At 40.4% G+C, this 282-nt stretch carries 1 protein-coding gene; it reads left to right on the top strand.

Annotated features, from left to right (window positions below):
• Nucleotides 1–282 (top strand): hypothetical protein (locus tag B3M51_RS13380; RefSeq protein ID WP_292759880.1); only part of this gene is annotated, 282 nt, incomplete at both ends.

Below are 282 nucleotides of genomic sequence, written 5' to 3'. Positions count from 1 at the left end.
GTGTCTGCAGAAACAGAAAATGCTGAAGAAACGCTATCAGTAGATGACTCAAGTCCTGAGGGAATTGAGCTTTCTGAACAGGAAGAAACGACTAAACATGCTTCGCTGGATGGTGCTGATGATGTGGTTGAGTCAATCGATCAAATATCACCAGCAGATATAGAATTGAATAATGCATTTTTAGCGGATCAAAATAAACCTGAATCAGCTTTAAACGATACAACCTTGTCAGACGAAACAATCCAAATAGAAGATAATATTGCCGAAGCCGAAGCCGAAGCC

Origin of the sequence: Methylophaga sp. UBA2689, from assembly GCA_002354555.1 — a bacterium.
Taxonomy (GTDB): Bacteria; Pseudomonadota; Gammaproteobacteria; order Nitrosococcales; family Methylophagaceae; genus Methylophaga.
Note: the sequence above shows the minus strand (reverse complement) of the source record. Positions and strands in the feature narration are given on the sequence as shown.